The organism is Mesorhizobium sp. M7D.F.Ca.US.005.01.1.1, assembly GCF_003952545.1.
In the GTDB taxonomy this organism is placed as follows: domain Bacteria; phylum Pseudomonadota; class Alphaproteobacteria; order Rhizobiales; family Rhizobiaceae; genus Mesorhizobium; species Mesorhizobium loti.
In genome coordinates this window covers 5,271,051-5,285,826 of sequence record NZ_CP034453.1, presented here as the reverse complement: position 1 = coordinate 5,285,826, position 14,776 = coordinate 5,271,051, and the positions used below count along the sequence as shown (strand labels likewise).

The 14,776-nt window shown below is 63.5% G+C and carries 16 protein-coding genes; 13 read left to right on the top strand and 3 right to left on the bottom strand.

Going from position 1 to position 14,776, the window contains the following annotated elements; translation table 11 throughout:
- Positions 1-6 precede the first annotated feature (6 nt).
- On the top strand, positions 7-1,539 hold the full coding sequence (locus tag EJ076_RS25635; protein ID WP_126069714.1) for an acid phosphatase: 1,533 nt from the start codon (positions 7-9) through the stop codon (positions 1,537-1,539).
- A gap of 48 nt (positions 1,540-1,587) precedes the next feature.
- On the opposite strand, the gene EJ076_RS25630 is transcribed toward EJ076_RS25635, so the two are convergent.
- Positions 1,588-2,166, bottom strand: a complete 579-nt coding sequence (locus EJ076_RS25630) for a DUF922 domain-containing protein (RefSeq protein WP_164548886.1) — start codon at positions 2,164-2,166, stop codon at positions 1,588-1,590.
- 152 nt (positions 2,167-2,318) lie between these two features.
- Between EJ076_RS25630 and EJ076_RS25625 the strand changes: the two genes are divergently transcribed.
- From EJ076_RS25625 to EJ076_RS25615, 3 genes are all read left to right on the top strand, one after another.
- Positions 2,319-2,816: a hypothetical protein gene (locus tag EJ076_RS25625; protein WP_245462878.1), complete on the top strand. Its 498-nt coding sequence runs from the start codon at positions 2,319-2,321 to the stop codon at positions 2,814-2,816.
- Between the two features lie 81 nt (positions 2,817-2,897).
- Positions 2,898-3,350: a GNAT family N-acetyltransferase gene (locus tag EJ076_RS25620; protein WP_126071138.1), complete on the top strand. Its 453-nt coding sequence runs from the start codon at positions 2,898-2,900 to the stop codon at positions 3,348-3,350.
- A gap of 171 nt (positions 3,351-3,521) precedes the next feature.
- On the top strand, positions 3,522-4,721 hold the full coding sequence (locus EJ076_RS25615) for a PLP-dependent aminotransferase family protein (RefSeq protein WP_206438829.1): 1,200 nt from the start codon (positions 3,522-3,524) through the stop codon (positions 4,719-4,721).
- A 24-nt stretch (positions 4,722-4,745) separates the two neighbouring features.
- Here EJ076_RS25615 and EJ076_RS25610 read toward each other — a convergent pair whose 3' ends face one another.
- Positions 4,746-5,000: a hypothetical protein gene (locus EJ076_RS25610; protein ID WP_126069711.1), complete on the bottom strand. Its 255-nt coding sequence runs from the start codon at positions 4,998-5,000 to the stop codon at positions 4,746-4,748.
- Positions 5,001-5,416: 416 nt separating this feature from the next.
- Between EJ076_RS25610 and EJ076_RS25605 the strand changes: the two genes are divergently transcribed.
- From EJ076_RS25605 to EJ076_RS25565, 9 genes are all read left to right on the top strand, one after another.
- Entirely contained in the window at positions 5,417-5,845 is a 429-nt protein-coding gene (locus EJ076_RS25605; RefSeq protein ID WP_126069710.1) for a VOC family protein, read from the top strand.
- Between the two features lie 238 nt (positions 5,846-6,083).
- On the top strand, positions 6,084-6,599 hold the full coding sequence (locus tag EJ076_RS25600; RefSeq protein WP_126069709.1) for a hypothetical protein: 516 nt from the start codon (positions 6,084-6,086) through the stop codon (positions 6,597-6,599).
- Positions 6,600-6,686: 87 nt separating this feature from the next.
- Positions 6,687-7,304 (top strand): C39 family peptidase, encoded by a 618-nt coding sequence (locus EJ076_RS25595; RefSeq protein ID WP_126069708.1) that lies wholly within the window; start codon positions 6,687-6,689, stop codon positions 7,302-7,304.
- 23 nt (positions 7,305-7,327) lie between these two features.
- Positions 7,328-8,395, top strand: a complete 1,068-nt coding sequence (locus EJ076_RS25590; RefSeq protein ID WP_126069707.1) for a D-alanine--D-alanine ligase family protein — start codon at positions 7,328-7,330, stop codon at positions 8,393-8,395.
- Positions 8,396-8,525: 130 nt separating this feature from the next.
- Positions 8,526-8,885 (top strand): SPW repeat protein, encoded by a 360-nt coding sequence (locus EJ076_RS25585; RefSeq protein ID WP_109661433.1) that lies wholly within the window; start codon positions 8,526-8,528, stop codon positions 8,883-8,885.
- A 188-nt stretch (positions 8,886-9,073) separates the two neighbouring features.
- The gene (locus EJ076_RS25580) at positions 9,074-10,444 is read left to right on the top strand and encodes a nodulation protein NfeD (protein ID WP_126069706.1); all 1,371 of its coding nucleotides are present in this window, start codon (positions 9,074-9,076) and stop codon (positions 10,442-10,444) included.
- Complete coding sequence (locus EJ076_RS25575; protein ID WP_126069705.1) at positions 10,441-11,205, top strand: slipin family protein; 765 nt, start codon at positions 10,441-10,443, stop codon at positions 11,203-11,205. The genes EJ076_RS25580 and EJ076_RS25575 overlap by 4 nt, the downstream gene beginning before the upstream one ends.
- 137 nt (positions 11,206-11,342) lie before the next feature.
- The gene (locus EJ076_RS25570; protein ID WP_109660872.1) at positions 11,343-11,777 is read left to right on the top strand and encodes a hypothetical protein; all 435 of its coding nucleotides are present in this window, start codon (positions 11,343-11,345) and stop codon (positions 11,775-11,777) included.
- A gap of 319 nt (positions 11,778-12,096) precedes the next feature.
- Positions 12,097-14,031 (top strand): AI-2E family transporter, encoded by a 1,935-nt coding sequence (locus EJ076_RS25565; RefSeq protein WP_164548885.1) that lies wholly within the window; start codon positions 12,097-12,099, stop codon positions 14,029-14,031.
- Between the two features lie 99 nt (positions 14,032-14,130).
- Here EJ076_RS25565 and EJ076_RS25560 read toward each other — a convergent pair whose 3' ends face one another.
- Entirely contained in the window at positions 14,131-14,709 is a 579-nt protein-coding gene (locus EJ076_RS25560) for a TetR/AcrR family transcriptional regulator (protein WP_126069703.1), read from the bottom strand.
- Positions 14,710-14,776: the final 67 nt, after the last annotated feature.

The following is a 14,776-nucleotide window of genomic DNA, read 5'->3' as shown; positions in this document are numbered from 1 at the left end:
CTTCCCATGACGCGGCCTTTTATCTCCCTTTGCCTCGCCAGTACGGCCCTGGCATCCTTCGCCAGCGCGGCCATGGCCGCACCGCCCGGCTACGACAAGATCGACACCGTCGTCGTCATCTACGCCGAGAACCGCAGCTTCGATAATCTCTATGGCGGCTTCCCCGGCGCCAACGGCCTGGCCAATGTCTCGGCCGACCAGGCGCGCCAGCTCGACCGCGACGGCAAGCCGCTTACGGAATTGCCGCCGGCCTGGGGCGGGCTGACCGCCAAGGGCGTGACGCCGCCGGTCACCGAGGCGCAGTCGGCGCATCTCACCAATGCCAGCTTCGCCATCGACGATGCCAGCGGCTTCAACGAGAAGACCTCGGTCATCACGCGCGACCTCTGGCACCGTTTCTATCAGGAGCAAATGCAGATCGACGCGGGCAAGAACGACAAGTTCGTCGCCTGGGCCGATTCCGGCGGCCTGGTGATGGGCCATTATGACGGATCGGTGCTGCCGATGTGGGCGGTGGCGAAGAAATACGTTCTGGCCGACAATTTCTTCCAGGGCGCCTTTGGCGGCTCCTTCCTCAACCATTTCCAGCTCGCCTGCGCCTGCGCGCCGGTCTATCCGCACGCCGACACCAGCCCGGTGAAGGGGCAGATCGCCGTGGTCGAAGCCGACGGCAAGACGCTGAAGGTCGCCGACAATTCGCCGCCGTCGGCACTTGGCGGCGCACCCAAATTCGTCAATGACGGCGCCATCACGCCCGACTTCTATGCGGTCAACACCATGCAGCCGCCCTATCAGCCGAGCGCCAACAAGCCGGTCGAGAGCGGCGACAAGGCACTGGCCGATCCGGCGCAGCCGACGACGCTGCCGCCGCAGCACGACATCACCATCGGCGACCTGCTGACGCTGAAGGGCGTCGACTGGGCCTGGTATGCCGGCGCCTGGCAGGCAACGCTCGACGGCAAGAACGCGACGCCGGTGCCGAACTTCCAGTTCCACCACCAGCCGTTCAACTATTTCGCCGCCTACGCGCCGGGCACGACCGCGCGGACAGAGCACCTGCGAGACGGTGGCCTGGATGGCGCCGAGTTCATCAAGGCGATCGACGACGGCAAGCTGCCTTCGGTGAGCTTCTACAAGCCGCAAGGTAATCTCAACGAGCATGGCGGCTATGCCGATGTGGCGAGCGGCGACCAGCATCTCGCCGACCTCGTTTCGCATCTGGAAAAGAGCCCGCAATGGAGCCACATGCTGGTGGTCGTCACCTATGACGAGAATGGCGGCTTCTGGGACCATGTCGCGCCGCCCAAGGCCGACCGCTGGGGGCCGGGCAACCGCATCCCGGCCTTCATCATCTCGCCCTATGCGAAGATGGGCACGGTCGACCACACGCAATACGACACGACGTCGATCCTGCGCTTCATCACCGCGCGCTACGATCTGCCGGTGCTGACCGGTATCGTTGCCCGCGACAAGGCGCTGCGCAACAACGACCAGCCGCCGATGGGCGACCTGAGCGCAGCGCTCGATCTCAGCCGGTAGGTGGACTTCAAATCTTGCCGCCGCGTCGCAAAGGCGCGGTGGCCTGTTTCAAGGGCCGGTCACCAAAGCGAAAACCAGTTTCTGCAGATTGCCACCATCGCCGAATTCGACGCGGTCGAAATCGCGGCTTGCCTGTACACGCGCCTTCGAGATCGCGTCGAGCCGCTTGACCACCTCGGCCCTGGTCTTGCTGCATTTGGGATCGTCGGCAATGGTCAGGCCGTCCGTCGCCGCTTCAATGTCGTGGACCATCTGCACCATGCTGGCGCCATGCACTTGTTCATGGGCGCTGACGCTGGCGATGAAGACGTCCCAGCTCTTCTGGACGGCCGGCGGCAACGAACCCGCAGGCTTCGGCAAGGCGTAGGTGATGATCAGTTTCGGCCGCCCCATTGTCAGCACGCAGTCCTTGCCCCTTGGCTTGTAGTCCCTGCCGCTCCAGGTCAGTTTGAAGTTGGTGTAGGCCATGGTGCGCGTCTTGGCGCCGCGGATCAGCGGCCCTTTCTCGCCGATCGAGCGGTAGAGTTCGGCGCCGGACTGGCCCGAGATGGCGTAGGTCTCGACTTTCTCGACCGGCTTCCACTGCGCATGGGCGGTGAGCGGCAAGGCCAGCAAGGTGGCCAACAGAAGACACAGACGAACACAGGCTCTCAACACCGCTCTCCGCAAAATCAGGACCGGGCGACATCTGCGCGACGGGCAATGCCACAGGACAGCTTTTCCTATAGAATGCCTGCTGGTGCTGCAAATGCCCTAGAGGGGGTCAATTGGGGGAAGTCATGAGAGCTGGATATCTCGTCGTCGCCGGTGCGGTCGCGGTCCTGCAGGCCGCGCAGCCGACTTTTGCCGCGTCGTGCGGCGGCTGGGCTGCGAAGATGGAGGAAGACGAGGGCGGCAGCGTGCTGACCGCCTCGGTCTGCGGCGGCCCGAAAGGCGATGCGTATCTGATGCTGACCTGTTTCGACACGCCGGTGCTGAGCTTCGATCTCGGCGCCACAGGCCAGCAACTGGAGCCTGGCATCAGCGGTTCGTTCGAGTTCAAGGCCGACGGCAAGACAGTGACCAAGACGCTGCAGCTCGAGGCCATGTACAATTACTTCGTGGTCAATCTGGCGAAAGCCGATCCGCTGCTGGACCTGCTGCGCGGAAAAGGCGAGGTCAGCGTCAGCGCGGCCAAATACGGCCAGACCAGTTTTCCGCTGAAGGGCTCGAGCGCTGCCATCGGCAAGGTGCTGGCGCAGTGCGGCAAGGCCAAGCCGGCGGGTGATGCGGATTGAACCTCAGAGGGTTGCGCCAGCGCCCGGTGGGAGCGTATCCAAATCTTGCCGCTGCCAGCGCCTCACGATATGCCCGACACCATGATCACCTTCCGCCGTGCGCAAGCCTCCGACCTGCCTGACATCGTCGCCATGCTGGCCGATGATCCGCTTGGCGCCGGCCGCGAGGACGCCTCGGTGCCGCTGGCGCGGGGCTATATCGATGCGTTCAACGCCATCGACGCCGATCCCAACCAGCTGCTGGCGGTGGCCGTCGAGGGCGCCGAGGTGGTCGGCACCTTGCAGATCACCTTCCTTGCCGGCCTCTCGCGCAAGGGCGCCTGGCGCGGGCAGATCGAGGCGGTTCGGGTCGCCGGCCACAGGCGCTCGGGCGGCATCGGCAGACTGATGGTCGAATGGGCGATCGCGCAATGCCGCGCGCGCAATTGCAGCCTCGTCCAGCTGACCACCGACAGGTCGCGCGCGGACGCGCACCGGTTCTATGAAAGCCTCGGCTTCACCGGCAGCCATCTCGGCTACAAGAAGAGCCTTTAGCCGGACGGAAAACCGCTGCACACTTTTTGTGGAATTGCTCGCGGCGTTCGTGCATTGCGCTGGCGCATTCGGGAAATCGTTCAGGCACACTTCAATTCGCAGGCAAGAGGGGATATAGGTCAGGCAAGTTGACCTATATTGCTGCGTCTGGGGAGGCGTGTCGTGACTTTGATGAACCTGTTGGCTTCGCGCTCGTCGCGCATGAAAGCGTCCGAAATTCGCGAACTCCTGAAGCTGCTCGACCAGCCCGACATCATCTCGTTTGCCGGCGGCATTCCCGATCCGGCGCTGTTCCCGGCCGAGGCCATCCGCGACGCCTATGCCGATGTGCTGGGCGGCGCAGAGGCGGGTGCCGCTCTGCAATACCAGGTCTCGGAAGGCTATCTGCCGTTGCGGCGCTGGCTGGCCGGGCAAATGGGCAAGCTCGGCGTCGCCTGCGACGAGGCCAACATCTTCATCACCTCCGGTTCGCAGCAGGCGCTGGATTATCTCGGCAAACTGTTCCTGTCGCCGGGTGATACCGCGCTGGTGACATGGCCGACCTATCTCGGCGCCTTGCAGGCCTTCAACGCCTACGAGCCGCGCTACGAGCGGCTGACGGTGGACGGCGGCAACATGACGCCGGATGCCTATCGCGCGGCGGCTGCCGCTAATGGCGGCAAGGCCAAGTTCGCCTATCTGGTGCCGGATTTCGCCAACCCGACCGGCGAGACCTTGAACCGCCAGCAGCGCGAGGCGGTGCTCGACCTTGCCGGCGAACTCGACATCGCCGTCATCGAGGATGCCGCTTATCGCGCGCTGCGCTATGACGGCGAAGGCGTGCCGCCGATCCTGGCGCTCGACTGCATCAGGTCCGGCGGCATCGACAAGGCACGCACGCTCTATTGCGGCTCGTTCTCGAAAATCCTGTCGCCGGGTATGCGCGTCGGCTGGGTCTGCGCGCCGCGCCATGTGGTCGAGAAGCTGGTGCTGATGAAGCAGGCCTCCGACCTGCACAGCCCGTCGATCAACCAGGTGGTGATGCATCGCGTCGCCGAAGCCGTGTTCGACGGCCAGGTAGAAAAGCTCATCGGCGCCTATCGCGAGCGCCGCGATGGCCTGCTGGCAGCACTGGAAGCCAACATGCCGGAGGGCGTGACCTGGAGCCGTCCGGAAGGCGGCATGTTCGTCTGGGTGACGCTGCCCGAGGGTTCCGATGCGACAGCGCTTCTGGCGCGGTCGGTGAAGGAGGCGCGGGTCGCCTTCGTGCCCGGCAGTGCCTTTTTTGCCGACGGCACCGGGAGCAACACGCTGCGGCTGTCCTTCACGCTTGCCGACCGGCGCGCGGTGAGCGAAGGCATTCCAAGACTGGCCGCCATCCTGAAGGGATAAAGCCAGGCGCCGGAGGCCGGCCTCCTACGCCGTTACGCTCACCAGGTGCTCGAGCTTCGACAGCCTGGCGCGAGCCAGCTTGCCCAGCGATTTCCGGAACCCTTCCTCGCCGTTCTCAACGACGAAGATCAATGTCTTGAAGTCCAGCATGAACTCGTCGATCGCCGTCGTAACCGCCTGCGACCTGCCCTTGAACCGACGCAGCAGAGCGTTCGCTTCTTCGATGCCGTTGATGCCGGCGCTATCGACAAGCGCTTCGAGCCTTTGAAAACAGTCCAAGCAAAATTCCTCCCAGCCGCGCCCCAAAACCCAGTTGGGAGCGGAAGGTTCCAGTTGGGAGAGGTCCCGCGAAAAGAAAATCGCCTCCCACCGCTTGAATTACGCGGATTCGACAGCCCGCCGGTTATATTTCTGTTCGGGTGGAACCTCTGCGGCCAATAAAGGTTCTCACCATGTCTGATCCCCCGTCAGACATCTGAAAGCTCGAGTATCCGCTTTCCAAAGGCCCGCTGGAGTCCCCCTCCCGGCGGGCTTTTTGTTTGCAAGACAATGGGCTCTTTGCTTGCAAGACAGACTGGGGTTTGCAAGACAGACTGGGGCCGGGCTTGCGGCAGGGGTTGGCAGTTGGAAGGCGCGCCCACATTGACGGCGCGCTCTCCGAACCTAAATTCGAAAGCCTCACGAGGAGGCGTTTCATGGAAACCCAGGAATTGCACCGCGGCCGGCTCATCGACCATCTCCAGCTGGTGGTCAGGGATCTCGCCGCCAGCAAACGCTTCTACGAGGCGATCTTCCGGGTGCTCGATGTTCCGATCGGTGGTGTTGGCGAGGGGTATTTCTGGGCCGACGAATTGTTCATCTCCAGTGCCGACAGCCCGGCGGCGTTGGGAAAACTCACCGGCCGCCATCATCTGGCCTTCCAGGCAAAGGACCATGCCATGGTCGAGGCCTTCTACAAGGCCGGGCTCGCCGGCGGCGGGACGGACAATGGCGCGCCGGGCGAACGGCCCTATCACCCCGGCTATTACGCCGCCTTTCTGCTCGATCCAGACGGCAACAACATCGAGGCCGTCTATCACGGTCCGCACACACGCAGCGCCGCTTCGGTGAAGATCACCTTTTAAGCTGTGCCGATAGTCAGCCGGTCTGCAAACACGGCTCTGTACGCTTTGGCGCCCACTCGCGTTGGCGCCCTTGGACTGCGGCGCGATCGGTGATGCTGGAGAGATGCTGCTTAGCGTTGCCAATTTGGTGGCCCCAGTGCTAACCGTGCAAATGGCAGGCGGGAATCGGCATCGAAGCAACGCGTGCTGAAATCTTCTCAATAAAACTCCTATTACCCCATCGTGGAGACTATTTTTTATGCAAAACCCAACAAGGGCGATCTGTGCCGCCGCGCTTCTATTTGCGGCCGAGGCCGTTGGCTTGAGCGGTGTATTATCTGTTGCTTATATTTCATCGGCACGGGCCCAGGAGGAATATCTTCCGACCCAGAAGGATTTTGTCGGCAAATGGAAACTCAACGGCGGAGCCATCCGGCCGCCGCGCGACATGAAGGAGGCGCCGACGCCGGAACAGGAAGCGGCCGCCAATGAGTTCCAGCAAACGGTGACCGCGTTTTACGGCGCGTTCGACTATCTGGAGATCACGGCGGACGGCCGCTACAATTTTCATCAGCCGGGTGACCCGAATTCGGGGGCCTGCGTCTGGTGCGGGACCTGGTCCTTCAGCAACAGTTCGGCGTGGCTCAAGCTGGATACGGCGCCCAGGCTGGATATCTACGCCAAGGACGGCGATATGCAGATGACCTACACTGCCGAACCCACCGAAAAATCCAAATACGCCTGGCTGGTTTTCGGCTGGACGAAGGCCGAGTAAGCGGCGCCCTTGAAACAGGCCTGAAGCCACTTTTCATCCATCTCGTATCCCCGTATACGAAATGGCGTTCGCTGCCCGAGGAGTCGCATGAGCCCGCTGCCTGAAACCGTGCCGTTTTTCAGCCAGTGGGAAACGCCAGACATGACCATGGCCGTGCTTACCGACGGCGCCGAGGTGGCGCTGCGGCGCGATCCGCTGTGGCGGGGGTCGGGCGCAGAAACTCTCGAGGAATACGCGGTCTGGGCCGCCAACATCTGCGGCATGGCATGCCTGAAGATGATCCTGGCGAGCCGCGGCGAGATCGTGCCGACGATCGAACTGGCCAGGCGCTGCACTGGATATGGCGGCTATGTCGTCAACGAGGGATCGATCAGGGGGCTGATCTACGCGCCCTTCGTCAGCTTCGTGAAAGAGGTTTTTGGGCTCCGTGCCGAGGTGATGACCAATGTCGCGACAGCGGACATTCCGGCGATCCTGGAGCGGCAGCGCTTCTTCATCGCTTCGGTCAGCAGTTCGATCCGCTGGCCCGAGCGCGAGCCACACTCGAAGGGCGGCCATCTGGTGCTGGTCACAGCGACGTCGGACGAGGGTTTCCGCTTCCACAATCCGTCCGGCCATACCAGCGCCACACAGGCAAACGCAGTGTTGGCGCCAGCCGATTTCGACCGCTTCTTTGCCAATCGCGGCATTGCCGTCGCCATTTGATCTTTGACAGTTGAGGGATTTCGATGACCGGTAAGACAAGAGTGGCCATCCTCTATGGCGGGCGTTCGGCCGAGCATGACGTGTCGCGCCTCTCCGCCGCCAACGTGCTGAAGGCGATCGACCGGACGCGCTACGACATCGTGCCGATCGCCATTTCCCGCAACGGCAGATGGCTGCTGCAACAACCCTCCGTGGCTGACGGGGCAGGGGCGCCGGCATCCGAGGACGAGATCGAGGTCGCCCTGCTGCCCGGGGGCAAGGGCAGGCTGGTCGCCGTGTCGCGGGATGGAACGCAGCCTGACCCGGTCGACGTCGTCTTTCCCGTGCTGCACGGGCCGTTCGGCGAGGACGGCTCGGTGCAAGGTTATGCGGAAGTCGCCGATGTCGCCTATGTCGGCTGCGGCATCCTCGCCTCGGCCGCGGCCATGGACAAGGATGCCGCCAAGCGGCTGATGCGCGAGGCTGGTCTGGCTGTTGCCCGCTCGCTGACCTTGCGGCGCGGGGAGCCCGTGTCCTTCGAGGATGTCGCGGCGAAGCTCGGCCTGCCGGTGTTCGTCAAGCCGGCACGCCAGGGCTCGTCCTTCGGGGTTAGCAAGGCGACCGACAGCGCCGGCTTCACCGCGGCCGTCGAGACGGCTTTCCAGCATGACAGCAAGGTTTTGGTGGAGGAGTTCGTCGAAGGCCGCGAGATCGAATTCTCGGTGCTGGAGCGCGCCGACGGCACCCTGACGGTCTCATTGCCCGGCGAGATCATTCCGGCCGGCAAGCACGGCTTCTACACCTATGAGGCGAAATATCTCGATGCCGACGGTGCGGTGGTCAAGGTGCCCGCCGATGTCCCGGCCGCCGTCGCCGACAGGGCCAGGGAGATGGCGCGGCAGGCTTTCCAGGCACTCGGCTGCGAGGCCATGGCGCGCGTCGATTTCTTCCTGCGCGCCGACGGCAGCCTGCTGGTCAACGAGGTCAACACCATTCCCGGTTTCACCGACATCTCGATGTATGCCAAGGCACTGGCGGCGTCAGGCATCGGCTACAGCCAGACCATCGACGTGCTGATCGAGCACGCGCTGACCAGGCATGCGGCGCGCTGATCCCGTTCGGGGAGCGGGGCCCATATTAGCCAGGTCTTGAAGGCCATGTGAAGCGTAGTTACATCAATGATTGAGCGTGCGTTGCACGCGTACTTAACGCTTTGGTCAAGCTTCATCTATGGAGGTTGTCATGGCTAATACACTCATGGAAGGAAAGAAGGGCCAGGACTGGCTTAATCTGGTCCTTGCCATCTGCCTGTTCATCTCACCTTGGATAATCGGCTTCGCTGCTGAAACCGCTCCCGCATGGAACGCCTGGGTTGTTGGCGTCGTGCTGGGCGTCATGGCTCTGGCGACGCTTGCCGCATTCGCCGAATGGGAGGAATGGGTTAGTATCGTTCTCGGGCTCTGGCTGATCGCTTCTCCCTGGCTGCTCGGCTTCGTGGCGAATGGGTACGCGATGGCCACCCACGTCATTCTCGGCGTGCTGGTGGTTGCCGCATCAGGTTGGGCCGTCTGGGACTTCCGTCATCCGCACGCACATGCGTGACCGGTAAAGGGTGGGGGCCTGGCGCGCGAGCGGCGGGCTCCTCCGGATTTGAATACGCCCATGCGTTTGTCGTCCGGGCCGTGCGGAGCCGAGTTGCCGGCTTGCAATCCTGCGACCGCGCCATGAATTTCGGTAAGATTGGGTCCCATATCACAGGGAGCCCATATCCTGCCCAGGGAGCTTTGAGCGTGACCTTCGCGCGGGTGGCCCTTCTTGCCGCGGCCTTTGTCGCCGCAGCTGTCTTTTCTCCCTTCTCTTCGGCCGGGAGCGAGAGGGTCGCGCTGAGCGTCGCCATTGACGGCGTCATCGGACCGGCAAGCACCAGGCAGCTCGAGGACGCGCTTGATGCAGCCTCCACGCGGGGCGCCGAAGTCCTCATCCTTCAACTCGATACGCCAGGCGGACTGGTCACCTCGATGCGCGAGATGATCGCCGCTATCCTTGCCTCGCCCGTTCCCGTCATTGGCTATGTCGCGCCGGCCGGTGGCCATGCCGCCAGTGCTGGAACCTATATCCTCTACGCCACCCATGTCGCGGCGATGGCGCCCGGCACCAATCTGGGTGCGGCGACGCCGGTTGAGATGGGTGGGCTGCCGTCGCTTCCCGGCGGCGACAAGGACAAGGACGAGAAGGACGCCACCGGGCGGCCGGCGGGCGACGCTATGATGGCCAAGGTGACCAATGACGCGGTCGCCCTGATCCGCTCGCTCGCGGAACTGCGCGGTCGCAATGGCGACTGGGGCGAGAAAGCCGTGCGCGAAGCGGCGAGCCTGTCGGCCAATGCGGCGTTGCAGGAACATGTTATCGACTTCGTCGCCGGCGATACCACCGAGCTGCTGCGACTGGCCGATGGGCGCACCGTCGACGTGGGCGGCAAAAAGCAAGTGCTGGCGACGAAAGGGCTGCGGGTCGAGACGCTGGAGCCTGGCTGGTTCATCCGTCTGCTCTCCGTCATCACCGATCCGAATGTCGCCATCGTCCTGATGCTGATCGGCGTCTATGGCATCATCTTCGAGTTCACCAGCCCCGGCGCGGTGGCCCCCGGCGTCATCGGCACCATCTGCCTCGTGCTCGGCCTCTATGCGCTCAATTTCTTGCCGATCAACTATGCCGGCCTTGCCCTGATGCTGCTCGGCATCGCCTTCCTCGTCATCGAGGCCTTCAATCCCACCGTCGTGCTTGGGCTCAGCGGTGTGGCCGCCTTTCTGCTCGGCTCCGCCATGCTGCTCAAGACCCAAGGTCCGGGCTTCGAGGTGTCGTGGGCCGTGACCGGCGCCGCCGCTACCGTCACGCTTGGCCTGGCATTGCTCACCGGCACCTATCTCTGGGCGGCGCGCAGGAGCTTGCCGCGCGTCGGCAGCGAGGCGCTGCGCGGCTTGCCGGCCGAGATCCTCGACTGGCAGGGCGGCGAGGGCCATGTGCTGGCCCAGGGAGAGCGCTGGCGGGCGAAGGCCGACGAACCCGTCGCACCGGGCGACAGCGTCGAGGTGACCGACATCAGGGACCTCGTGCTGACGGTGCGGCGGCGCGATGCGGGAAGGAATGGAGCAAGACAATGATGATTGGTTATGTCGCCTATCTGATCGTTGCGCTGGTCGTGATCATGTTCCTGTCCGCGGCCATTCGCATCCTCAGGGAATATCAGCGCGGTGTGGTCTTCACGCTCGGCCGCTTCACCGGGGTCAAGGGTCCCGGTCTCATCATCCTTGTCCCCTTCATCCAGCAGATGGTGAAGGTCGATCTGCGGGTGCTGGTGCAGGACGTGCCGCCGCAGGACGTGATTTCACGCGACAACGTCTCGGTGAAGGTCAACGCGGTGCTTTATTTCCGCATCGTCGACGCCGAACGGGCGATCATCCAGGTCGAGGACTTCATGGCCGCGACCAACCAGCTGGCGCAGACCACATTGCGCTCGGTGCTCGGCAAGCACGAACTCGACGAGATGCTGGCCGAGCGCGACAAGTTGAACAGCGACATCCAGGAGATCCTCGACCAGCGGACCGATGCCTGGGGCATCAAGGTCTCCAATGTCGAGATCAAGCATGTCGACCTGAACGAGAGCATGATCCGCGCCATCGCCAAGCAGGCCGAAGCCGAGAGGCTGCGGCGCGCCAAGGTGATCAATGCCGATGGCGAGCAGCAGGCGGCGGCAAAGCTGGTCGAGGCCGGCAAGATGCTGGCGGCGGAGCCGCAGGCCATGCAGTTGCGCTATTTCGAGGCGCTGCACGACATCGCCGGCGAGCGCTCGTCGACGGTGGTGTTTCCGCTGCCGATGGACCTGCTGACGATCTTCAATAAAAAGCCGAACGGGGCCATGTGAACTGGCCTCGTGCGGCAAGCAGCCACGCCGCCCAAAATGAATCGTCGTAGCGTGCATTTCCGGCTCTTGTCGACCTCACGGAGCGCCATAATTCCATTCAAGGCTGAGCGAATTCAGCTGCTGAATAGGAGGCGTCCGTGAAGCATCAAACCGTTGACCAACTGCATGCCGTTGCCGACGTCCACGCCGAGGCAACCTATCTTGTCGCGACTCGAGGAGAACGCCTCGAACGTTGGGCGCAGCTTCTGGAGCAAAATCCCAACAGGTGCCTAGGGGCGCTGGCGGGGACCGAATACCAATCTGTGGAGATGCGCGAAAGAATGCGTTCCGCGGGATCACCGATCACAGTTGCTTTCGAAGATCCGATCTTTCGAGCGCTGGGCTTGAAGGAGGATACCTACGGGGAGGCCAAGCGCTTCTTCGAGCTGAGCGATTGGCAGCTCCACGAAATCGTCTGCCATTGCCATGTCGGCGCCACGATGCCGGCACGATGGGCCGCATCCCGTGTCCGCGCGGCAATGTCGGGAAGATCCGGTTTCTTCGCGTGGCTGCGAGGAACGTTTCTGCACTGAAGGCCGATGCTCCGGCTGGTAAACATCGCGCACGGTGTCGGCTGAACGACTGCTTGAAGAACGATGAGGCGGCAGTGGATCTGTCCGCCTCCTGTCGATTGTTCTGGACGGTGCCGCTTATCGGCTACCAGCGGTGATCTCGCCGAACACGATGTCGAGCGAGCCGATCTCATCGCGTCGAACATGGGAACGCTCGCTGATGGACTGAGAAAGTTGCACGCCGGCTCAATATGCCGGATCATGGCGGCGTGGCAGGGGGAGACATCGCGTGGCCAATCGTCGAAACGGCATGGCGTCTCCGGCTGATGGGTCGGAGGACATGCTTTCGGCCGTCGCGCCCCGCCCGCGAACCGCATTGCCCAACGTGGCAACCACCGTCACCACAGTGGCGGCGCTGTATTTCGGGCGCGAGGTTTTCCTGCCGATCGCGATTGCGCTGCTGCTGACCTTCGCGCTCGCGCCGCTTGTCTCGGTGCTCAAAAAGGTCGGCATTCCCCGGATTGCCGCCGTCATCGCCAGCGTGCTCGGCGCTTTCGCGGCGCTTGGCCTGTTCTCCTTCATTGTCGCCACGCAGGTCAGCGAACTGGCGCAGAACATCCCGGTCTACCAGACCAACATCCTGACCAAGATCCGTTCGCTCAAGGAAACCGGGGTCGGGGGAGGGATCATTGCCCGATTGAGCCAGGTGGTCGAGCGGGTCGGCCAGGAGATCGACAGGCAGGACGCCTCGCTGCCGGCCGCCACCCCGGAAAAGCCGCCGCGCGAGCCGGTGCCCGTCGAGATCGTCGCGCGCGAAAGGCCGCTCCAGGTCCTGCAGAACATAGTCGGGCCGCTGATCAGCCCGCTCGCGTCGGCCGGGCTGATCATCGTCGTCGTCATCTTCATGTTGCTCGAGCGGGAGGATCTGCGCGACCGCTTCATCCGGCTTGTCGGCTACGGCGACCTCCACCGCACCACCGAGGCGCTTCAAGATGCCGGCAAGCGGGTGGGCCGCTATCTGCTGATGCAGTTGGTCGTCAACATCGTCTACGCCATACCGATCGCGATCGGGCTCTGGGTCCTCGGCATCCCGAATGCGTTGCTGTGGGGGCTGCTCGCGCTGGCGCTGCGTTTCGTTCCCTATATCGGCCCGATCATAGGCATGCTTTTGCCGCTGTTCCTGGCGCTGGCCGTGGCGCCGGGCTGGTCGCTCGTCCTGTGGACGGCCGCCCTGTTCGTGGTGATGGAGCTGATCACCGGCAACGTCATCGAACCCTGGCTTTACGGTTCGCGAACCGGACTGTCGCCGCTGGCGATCATCGTCGCTGCGATTTTCTGGACATGGCTCTGGGGGCCGCTCGGGCTGATCCTGTCGACGCCGCTAACCGTCTGCCTTGTGGTGTTGGGCAGGCACGTGCCGCAGTTTGAATTCCTCGACGTGCTGTTCGGCAACGAGCCCGTGCTCGAACCCCATGCGCGCCTCTACCAGCGGCTGCTGGCCGGCGATCCCGAAGAAGCTACCGACCACGCCGAGGAGATGCTGGAGGAGAAATATCTCGTCGAATTCTACGACAAGGTCGCCATACCGGCACTGCTACTGGGCGAGCGCGACCGGGTGCGCGGCGTCATGGGCGACCTGCAAAGACGGCAGCTGGCGGCCAGTGCCCTGACGCTGGTGGCCAACCTCGACGACAGCGCGCAGGAGGAAGCGAGCGAGGAGGAGGAGCCGCACGTGGTCGCAGAGGGGGACGACGATGGCGATTCCAGCGGCGAGGAAGAGACCGAATTGCCCGACGGCACCGGCATGTCAGTGCTTTGCGCCGGCGGGCGTGGCGAGCTCGACGATGCCGCCGCCGCGATGTTGGCGCAGGTGCTGGAAGTCCAGGGCGCGACAGTGTCGAAGGCCGGCTTTGCCGATATGGAACCCGCGAACATCCGCCGCCTCGACCTCGAAACCGTCGACACCGTCGTGGTCGGCTTCCTGAACCGGGATTCGGTCAAGCACGCCCGCTTTCTGGTGCGCCGGCTGAAGCGCGCGAAGGCTGCACTTCGGGTGGGAATCGTGTTCTGGTCGGAGACCGCTGCTGAGGACAAGGAAACGGCGGCCAAGCTGGCCCAGGACATGAACGCCGATTTCGTGGCGCATGGTATGGTCGACGCGGTAGTGGGCGCGCTGTCAAACGAGCCGCCGGTTGCCCTCAAGCTCATCGCCAAACGCCGCATGCGGCGACAGCGGGCGGCCCCCAAGAAGATTGCGGCGGCGGCGGCGAGTTAGGTCGAAACTCGGAATGATCGAGTTCGGCCCCGAAACACATCCTCAGAGGTGGAAGGCGCACATGGCCGCTTTGCGCCTCGGCGCCGCTATTTGGCATCGTCAGGTGCGGATGCGACGAAAAAGGGTTTCTACGATCACGTTGAACCGCTCCGGGTCATCGAAGGCCCGGGCGGCAAGCATGGCTCCGTATACGGTCGCCATGAAAGCTTGCGCCTCGACCTCGGGGGATGCCTCGAGATGCACTGCCCCTTGCTTTACACCAAGCTCCAAAAGCCGTTCCAGCCATTTGCCGAGGTCGACGAAATGACCGCGGACGGAAACTGCCACCTCTTCGGGCAGACCCGGGAATTCGGCCGCCAGCACGGCAGCCAGGCAGAAGGGAGCGGACTGATCCATGATACAGCGTTCCCAATACCCTGTATAAAACCGCAGCTGATCCAGTGCCGGCGAACCTTCCTCCAGTGCCGCACTCTGGGCCCGGATACCGGCGCGCGCTTGTTCGACAACTGCTACGACCAAATCGACTTTGGAGGGGAAGTGATGGTGAATGCTGGCCTTACGGATGCCAAAGCGCTCCGACAGGTCGGCATAGCTGAAGCCGTTGTAGCCGACACGCATGATCAGCTGGGCGGCTCCGCCAACCAGTTTGCTCGCGGTGTCACTCAATGCAGTGTTCATTGTCACCCTTCCGGTAAGTTGAGGTAGGAAATTTTGCCGGTCCTCGCAAGGTTTGTCCGAGCCAGCG

What these genes read in the sequence shown, in the direction of transcription:
- EJ076_RS25600 (WP_126069709.1), top strand. Translation starts at nt 6,084, where the DNA reads ATGCAAAACCCAACAAGGGCGATCTGTGCCGCCGCGCTTCTATTTGCG.
- EJ076_RS25590 (WP_126069707.1), top strand. Translation starts at nt 7,328, where the DNA reads ATGACCGGTAAGACAAGAGTGGCCATCCTCTATGGCGGGCGTTCGGCC.
- EJ076_RS25565 (WP_164548885.1), top strand. Translation starts at nt 12,097, where the DNA reads ATGCTTTCGGCCGTCGCGCCCCGCCCGCGAACCGCATTGCCCAACGTG.
- EJ076_RS25575 (WP_126069705.1), top strand. Translation starts at nt 10,441, where the DNA reads ATGATGATTGGTTATGTCGCCTATCTGATCGTTGCGCTGGTCGTGATC.
- EJ076_RS25615 (WP_206438829.1), top strand. Translation starts at nt 3,522, where the DNA reads ATGAACCTGTTGGCTTCGCGCTCGTCGCGCATGAAAGCGTCCGAAATT.
- EJ076_RS25625 (WP_245462878.1), top strand. Translation starts at nt 2,319, where the DNA reads ATGAGAGCTGGATATCTCGTCGTCGCCGGTGCGGTCGCGGTCCTGCAG.
- EJ076_RS25560 (WP_126069703.1), bottom strand. Translation starts at nt 14,709, where the DNA reads ATGAACACTGCATTGAGTGACACCGCGAGCAAACTGGTTGGCGGAGCC.
- EJ076_RS25605 (WP_126069710.1), top strand. Translation starts at nt 5,417, where the DNA reads ATGGAAACCCAGGAATTGCACCGCGGCCGGCTCATCGACCATCTCCAG.
- EJ076_RS25635 (WP_126069714.1), top strand. Translation starts at nt 7, where the DNA reads ATGACGCGGCCTTTTATCTCCCTTTGCCTCGCCAGTACGGCCCTGGCA.
- EJ076_RS25620 (WP_126071138.1), top strand. Translation starts at nt 2,898, where the DNA reads ATGATCACCTTCCGCCGTGCGCAAGCCTCCGACCTGCCTGACATCGTC.
- EJ076_RS25595 (WP_126069708.1), top strand. Translation starts at nt 6,687, where the DNA reads ATGAGCCCGCTGCCTGAAACCGTGCCGTTTTTCAGCCAGTGGGAAACG.
- EJ076_RS25585 (WP_109661433.1), top strand. Translation starts at nt 8,526, where the DNA reads ATGGCTAATACACTCATGGAAGGAAAGAAGGGCCAGGACTGGCTTAAT.